Raw genomic sequence first — 6,044 nt, forward strand, 5'->3', positions numbered from 1 at the left:
TTCAGGGCTCGCGGATAGCGCCTCCAGCACCCATTCGGGCCTGCCCCTCGGGGCAGAGGTCGAGGAGCACGCAGCGCCCGCAGGCCGGATTGCGATGGTGGCAGATCTGCTGGCCATGCAGCATCAGCACTTCATGATTGTCGTAGAGGGCCTGCGCGCTCCAGTCAGCGGGCAATTGCGCCCGCAGAATCGGATGCGACGGTCCGACGTCGACGCGCGAACCGATGAGTCCGGTGCGCTGGGCGACCCGGTGATGGTGGCTATCCACTGGCAGGGCCGGCATCCGCAGGACGCTGAAGGAGAGCACGGCCGCGCTGGTCTTCGGCCCGACACCCGGAATCGTCTCCAGCCAGTCCCGGGCTTCGTCCACCGCCATGTCCCTGAGGAAGTCAAGGCTGAGACGGCCGTGGCGCGCCTTCACGGCGGACAGGATCGCCTGGAGCCGCGGCGCCTTCAGTTCCGGCCAGGTCACACCCGCGATCGTCGCCTGGATTTCGGCGACGGGAGCCGCCAGCATCATGTCCCAATCGGGATAGCGGGATCGCAGGGCTTTGAAGGCACGTCCCGAATCCGCGTTGCGCGTCCGGTGCGAGAGGAGCGACGAGACGAGTTCGCTCAAGGGATCGAGCGCGTGGAAGTACGGGATCGGACAGCCATAGACCGGACAGAGGCGCGCATGGATCGCCAGGGCCTTGTCGGTCAGGGCCGGATCGACCTCCGTCTTGGGCGGTTTCGAGGAACGGGTCCGGCGAGGGCGGGGGCCGGCGAGGTCGTGCCCGGATGGGGTCGGCATGCGGAGGGAATCCCTGCCGAGTCTTCGCGGTTCCCAGGCGATCGTCAGCTGCCGGCAGACCATTCGGAATGACGGATCACCACAAGCGTCACACGCTTGCGGGGTCGGGCGGCTTGCCTGACGCGGTGCGGTGTGGAACCTTGTCCGGGTCAGCAATGACGATACGGGAGAGCCCAGGCCGCAAGTTTCGCTGAGCGAATCGTCCGGACCATGGCGCCGACGGAGCAACCACCCCCGGAAACTCTCAGGCACAATCACCGTATCGTTGGACAATCTGGAGAGAGGCGCCTGACGGCGTCCACCGAAGGAGAAATCCTGGGCCGCACTCGCAGCCCGGGAGAAACTCTCAGGTAACCGCGACAGATGGGGGCAGCCGGAAACGCTCAACCGAGCATCCGGAAGCTTTGTGTCGTGGAGTCATCCGATGTCCCCTGATGTTGCCTGCACACCTCTGCACGGGCTGCACTTGCGCCATGGCGGCCGGATGGTGCCATTCGCGGGTTATGCCATGCCGGTGCAGTACCCGGCCGGCCTGATGAAGGAACACCTGCACACCCGGTCTCATGCGGGCCTGTTCGACGTGTCGCATATGGGTCAGATTCGACTTACGCCGCATTCCGGCGACGTCGAGGACGCGGCGCGCGCATTGGAAACTCTGCTGCCCATCGACGTGCTCGGCTTGAGGCCAGGTCGCCAGCGTTACGGACTCCTCCTCGACGCATCCGGCGGCATTCGCGACGACCTCATGGTCGCGCATTGCGGCGACAGCCTCTTCCTCGTGGTGAATGCGGCCAACAAGGTTGCCGACGAGGCGTATCTGCGGGCCCACCTGTCCCATGCCTGCAAGGTGACGGTCCTCGCCCGCGCCCTCGTCGCCCTCCAGGGGCCAGGCGCCGAAGCGGCCCTGTCCCGCCTCGTGCCGGAGGTGACGGAGATGCGCTTCATGGACGTGCGGATGCTCGGCCTTCTCGGCACAGCCGCCATCGTCAGCCGCTCCGGCTATACCGGCGAGGACGGCTTCGAGATCTCGGTGCCGGAGGACCGGGCCGAGGCCCTGGCCGAGGCACTGCTGGCCGATCCGACCGTGCTGCCGATCGGGCTCGGAGCCCGCGACTCGCTCCGCCTCGAGGCGGGTTTGTGCCTCCACGGCAACGACATCGATGCGGGAACCGACCCCGTGGAAGCCGGGCTGTCTTGGGCGATTTCCGCCGTGCGACGGCGTGGCGGCGCTCGGAGCGGCGGCTTCCCCGGCGCCGCGCGCATCCTGGACGCCCTGGAGAACGGGCCGCCCCGCAAGCGCGTCGGCCTTCGCCCCGAGGGACCGACGCCCGTTCGGGCCGGCGCGCCGCTTTTCGGCGACGAGACTGGCGAGGCGATCGGCCACGTCACCTCCGGTGGATTCGGACCGAGCCTGCAGGCGCCCATCGCCATGGGCTACCTGCCGGCAGCGCTCAGCACCCCCGGCACCCGCGTCTTCGCGGAGGTGCGCGGCAAGCGCCTCGCCGTCGTGGTCTCGGCACTGCCCTTCGTTCCGGCGGGCTTCAAGCGCGCCTGACCCCCCTTTCACGTCGACCCCCAACGCACGTCAACAATCAGGAGAGAGCGATGCGGAAGTTCACGGACGAGCACGAGTGGCTGGACTGCGCCGGCGACGTGGCCACGGTGGGCATCACCAGCCATGCCGCCGAGCAGCTCGGTGACCTCGTCTTCATCGAGCTGCCGAAGATCGGCGCCCGGCTGACGAAGGGCGAAGCCGCAGCGGTAGTCGAGTCGGTGAAGGCCGCCTCGGACGTCTACGCACCCGTCTCCGGCGAGGTTACGGAGGTTAACGAGGCAGCTGTGGCCGACCCGTCCAGCGTGGGTGCCGATCCGCAGGGCGCCGGCTGGCTCTATCGCATCCGCCTCGACGATCCCGCCAGCCTCGACGAGCTGATGGACGAGGCGGCCTACGCGGACTTCGCGAAGTAGCGCCCCGCTGGCGCATGACGACGACCGTCTCCCTGCGCGCGCCTTCGAAGTCGCCGCAGGCGAGCCCGCACCCGAAGGGGCGCTCCAGTGGCGTGCAATCTAGAACCGCCTGCGGCGCCGGACCGCGCCCCCCATGCGGTTCGGGATCCGGGGCTCCGCTGCGCGGCCCCAGGATAACGCGGCGCTTCAGGCGATTACCGGACACGCCATTCGCGACGTCCGCTCCCTTTCGGAAAGACCCGTGAGAGCGTCGGCGCAGTCCCGACAATTCACCATTCGAGGCCCCCATGACCACCGACCGCTACGACCCCTACGATTTCGCCAACCGCCGCCACATCGGTCCAACGACGCAGGAAATCGACGCGATGCTCGGCGTCGTGGGCACGGACAGCCTGCACGCTCTGATGGACGAGACCCTGCCAGCCGACATTCGCCAGGAAGAGCGCCTGGACTTCGGGATCGCCATGACCGAGCGCCGGGTCATCGAGCACATGCGGGGCATCGCCGACAAGAACCGGCTCCTCGTCTCGCTGATCGGACAGGGCTATCACGGGACGACGATGCCGCCCGTGATCCAGCGCAACATCTTCGAGAACCCGGCCTGGTACACCGCCTACTCGCCCTACCAGCCGGAGATCAGCCAGGGTCGGCTGGAAGCGTTGCTGAACTTCCAGACTCTGGTCTGCGACCTCACCGGCCTCGACATCGCCAACGCGTCGCTCCTGGACGAGGCCACCGCCGCGGCGGAAGCCATGGGCATGGCCTATCGCATCGCCGGCAACGGGAAGACAACCTTCTTCGTGGATGCCGAGTGCCTGCCCCAGACCATCGCAGTGCTGCGCACCCGCGCCGCGCCCCTGGGCTGGACGATCATTGTCGGCGACCCCGCGACCGATCTCGATCCGGGGCAGGTCTTCGGCGCGATCTTCCAGTATCCCGGCGTCTGCGGTGGCATCCGCGACCTGACACAGCCCATCGCCGACCTGCACGCGGCCGGCGCGGTCGCCGTCGTGGCGGCCGACCCTCTGGCGCTGACGCTGCTGACGTCCCCCGGTGAAATGGGCGCCGACATCGCCATCGGCTCGATGCAGCGCTACGGCGTACCGATGGGCTACGGCGGCCCGCACGCCGCCTACATGGCGACCCGCGACGCGCACAAGCGGACCCTGCCGGGGCGCTTGGTCGGTGTTTCGGTGGATGCCCGCGGCAACCGGGCCTACCGTCTCGCGCTCCAGACCCGCGAGCAGCATATCCGGCGCGAGAAGGCGACCTCGAACATCTGCACCGCGCAGGTCCTGCTCGCGGTCATCGCCGGCATGTACGCGGTGTTCCACGGCCCGCGCGGTCTCAAGGCCATCGCCGCCCGCGTCCACCGCGACGCCGTGCGCCTCGCCGCTGGGCTGGAAGCCCTCGGCTTCACGGTGGAACCGGAGCACTTCTTCGACACGATCACCGTGCGGGTCGGCGCCTTCCAGAGCCTGATACTCGGACAGGCGGTGGCCAACGGCGTCAACCTGCGTAAGGTTGGCGACGACCGCATCGGCATCACGGTGGACGAGCGCACCCGCCCCGACATCCTCCAGGCCGTGTGGCGCGCCTTCGGAGCCAAGGACCCGGCCTACGACGAGGCCTGGCCCGAAGCCCGCCTACCGGAAGCCCTGGTGCGCACCTCCCCGTATCTGACGCACCCGATCTTTCACATGAACCGGGCCGAGAGCGAGATGACGCGCTACATGCGCCGCCTCGCGGATCGTGACCTGGCGCTGGATCGAGCGATGATCCCCCTCGGCTCCTGCACGATGAAGCTGAACGCCACCGCCGAGATGCTGCCGATCTCCTGGCCGGAATTCTCTGAGATCCACCCCTTCGTCCCGCTAGACCAGGCGCTGGGTTATCGGGCGCTCATCGACGACCTCTCCGAAAAGCTCTGCGCCATCACCGGCTACGACGCGATCTCGATGCAACCGAACTCGGGGGCGCAGGGAGAGTATGCCGGGCTTCTCGCCATCCGGGCCTACCACCTGTCGCGGAACGAAGCGCACCGTACGGTCTGCCTGATCCCATCCTCGGCCCACGGCACCAATCCGGCCTCGGCCCAGATGTGCGGCATGAGCGTGGTGGTGGTGGGCGCCGACGCCCAGGGTAACGTCGACCTCGCGGACTTCCGCCGGAAGGCCGAGCAGCACGCGGACAAGCTCGCTGCCTGCATGATCACCTATCCGTCGACGCATGGGGTGTTCGAGGTGCAGGTCCGCGAGATCTGCGACATCGTCCACGGCCATGGCGGGCAGGTCTACCTCGACGGAGCCAACCTCAATGCGCTGGTGGGCCTTGCCCGGCCCGGTGACATCGGCGCCGATGTCAGCCACCTCAACCTGCACAAGACCTTCTGCATTCCCCACGGCGGCGGAGGCCCCGGCATGGGTCCGATCGGCGTCAAGGCGCACCTGATCCCGTTCCTGCCCTCCGACCCGCAAACGGGTGAAGAGGGCGCGGTCTCGGCCGCTCCCTACGGCTCGGCCTCGATCCTGCCGATCTCCTGGAGCTACTGCCTGCTCATGGGCGGGCGCGGCCTGACCCAGGCGACCCGCATCGCCATCCTCAACGCCAACTACATCGCGGCCCGCCTCGCGGGCGCCTACCCGGTGCTGTATTCCGGCGCAGGAGGCCGCGTGGCGCACGAATGCATCATCGACGTGCGCGCGTTCCAGAAAAGCGCGGGCGTCAGCGTCGATGACATCGCCAAACGCCTGATCGATTGCGGCTTCCACCCGCCGACCATGTCCTGGCCGGTGGCCGGTACCCTGATGATCGAGCCCACCGAATCCGAGACCAAGGGCGAAATCGATCGCTTCTGCGATGCCATGCTGGCGATCCGCGAGGAGATCCGCGCCATCGAGGAGGGGCAGATGGACAAGGCGAATAACCCGCTGAAGCACGCGCCCCACACGGTCCGGGACCTCGTCGGGACCTGGGAGCGTCCCTATTCCCGCGAGGCCGCGTGCTTCCCGTCTGGCAGCCTCGGGATGGACAAGTACTGGCCCCCGATCAACCGCGTCGACAACGCCTATGGCGACCGCAATCTCGTCTGCTCCTGCCCGCCGATGGATTCCTACAGCGAGGCAGCGGAGTAGGGCGCGCGTGCCGGCGCCACCTGCTCCATCCCGAGCGCGTGGCGCCGTGCTAGGGTCTGGACTCGATCAGCACCAGAAGGCGATGACGGCAGCGAGTGCGACGGCCGAGGCGTAGTTTCGGGCCAGCTTGTCGTAGCGGGTGGCGATGC

At 68.1% G+C, this 6,044-nt stretch carries 4 protein-coding genes and 1 riboswitch; of the genes, 3 read left to right on the plus strand and 1 reads right to left on the minus strand.

From position 1 onward, the window contains the following. Position 1 precedes the first annotated feature (1 nt). Entirely contained in the window at positions 2 to 793 is a 792-nt protein-coding gene (locus ASF57_RS06230; protein WP_056183576.1) for a Fe-S cluster assembly protein HesB, read from the minus strand. Between the two features lie 264 nt (positions 794 to 1,057). After that, a riboswitch (glycine riboswitch) is annotated at positions 1,058 to 1,166 on the plus strand. A 51-nt stretch (positions 1,167 to 1,217) separates the two neighbouring features. Between ASF57_RS06230 and gcvT the strand changes: the two genes are divergently transcribed. The 3 genes from gcvT to gcvP all read left to right on the plus strand — a co-directional run bounded on the left by gcvT (position 1,218) and on the right by gcvP (position 5,895). Further along, the gene (gene gcvT, locus ASF57_RS06235; protein WP_056481123.1) at positions 1,218 to 2,348 is read left to right on the plus strand and encodes a glycine cleavage system aminomethyltransferase GcvT; all 1,131 of its coding nucleotides are present in this window, start codon (positions 1,218 to 1,220) and stop codon (positions 2,346 to 2,348) included. A gap of 50 nt (positions 2,349 to 2,398) precedes the next feature. Next, complete coding sequence (gene gcvH / locus ASF57_RS06240) at positions 2,399 to 2,761, plus strand: glycine cleavage system protein GcvH (protein WP_056481125.1); 363 nt, start codon at positions 2,399 to 2,401, stop codon at positions 2,759 to 2,761. A 287-nt stretch (positions 2,762 to 3,048) separates the two neighbouring features. After that, complete coding sequence (gene gcvP, locus ASF57_RS06245; protein ID WP_056481127.1) at positions 3,049 to 5,895, plus strand: aminomethyl-transferring glycine dehydrogenase; 2,847 nt, start codon at positions 3,049 to 3,051, stop codon at positions 5,893 to 5,895. Positions 5,896 to 6,044 lie beyond the last annotated feature (149 nt).

It is taken from the genome of Methylobacterium sp. Leaf117, assembly GCF_001422985.1.
In the GTDB taxonomy this organism is placed as follows: Bacteria; Pseudomonadota; Alphaproteobacteria; order Rhizobiales; family Beijerinckiaceae; genus Methylobacterium.

Coding starts and splice junctions, on each gene's coding strand:
- ASF57_RS06230 (WP_056183576.1), bottom strand. CDS start 793: ATGCCGACCCCATCCGGGCACGACCTCGCCGGCCCCCGCCCTCGCCGG.
- gcvT (WP_056481123.1), top strand. CDS start 1,218: ATGTCCCCTGATGTTGCCTGCACACCTCTGCACGGGCTGCACTTGCGC.
- gcvH (WP_056481125.1), top strand. CDS start 2,399: ATGCGGAAGTTCACGGACGAGCACGAGTGGCTGGACTGCGCCGGCGAC.
- gcvP (WP_056481127.1), top strand. CDS start 3,049: ATGACCACCGACCGCTACGACCCCTACGATTTCGCCAACCGCCGCCAC.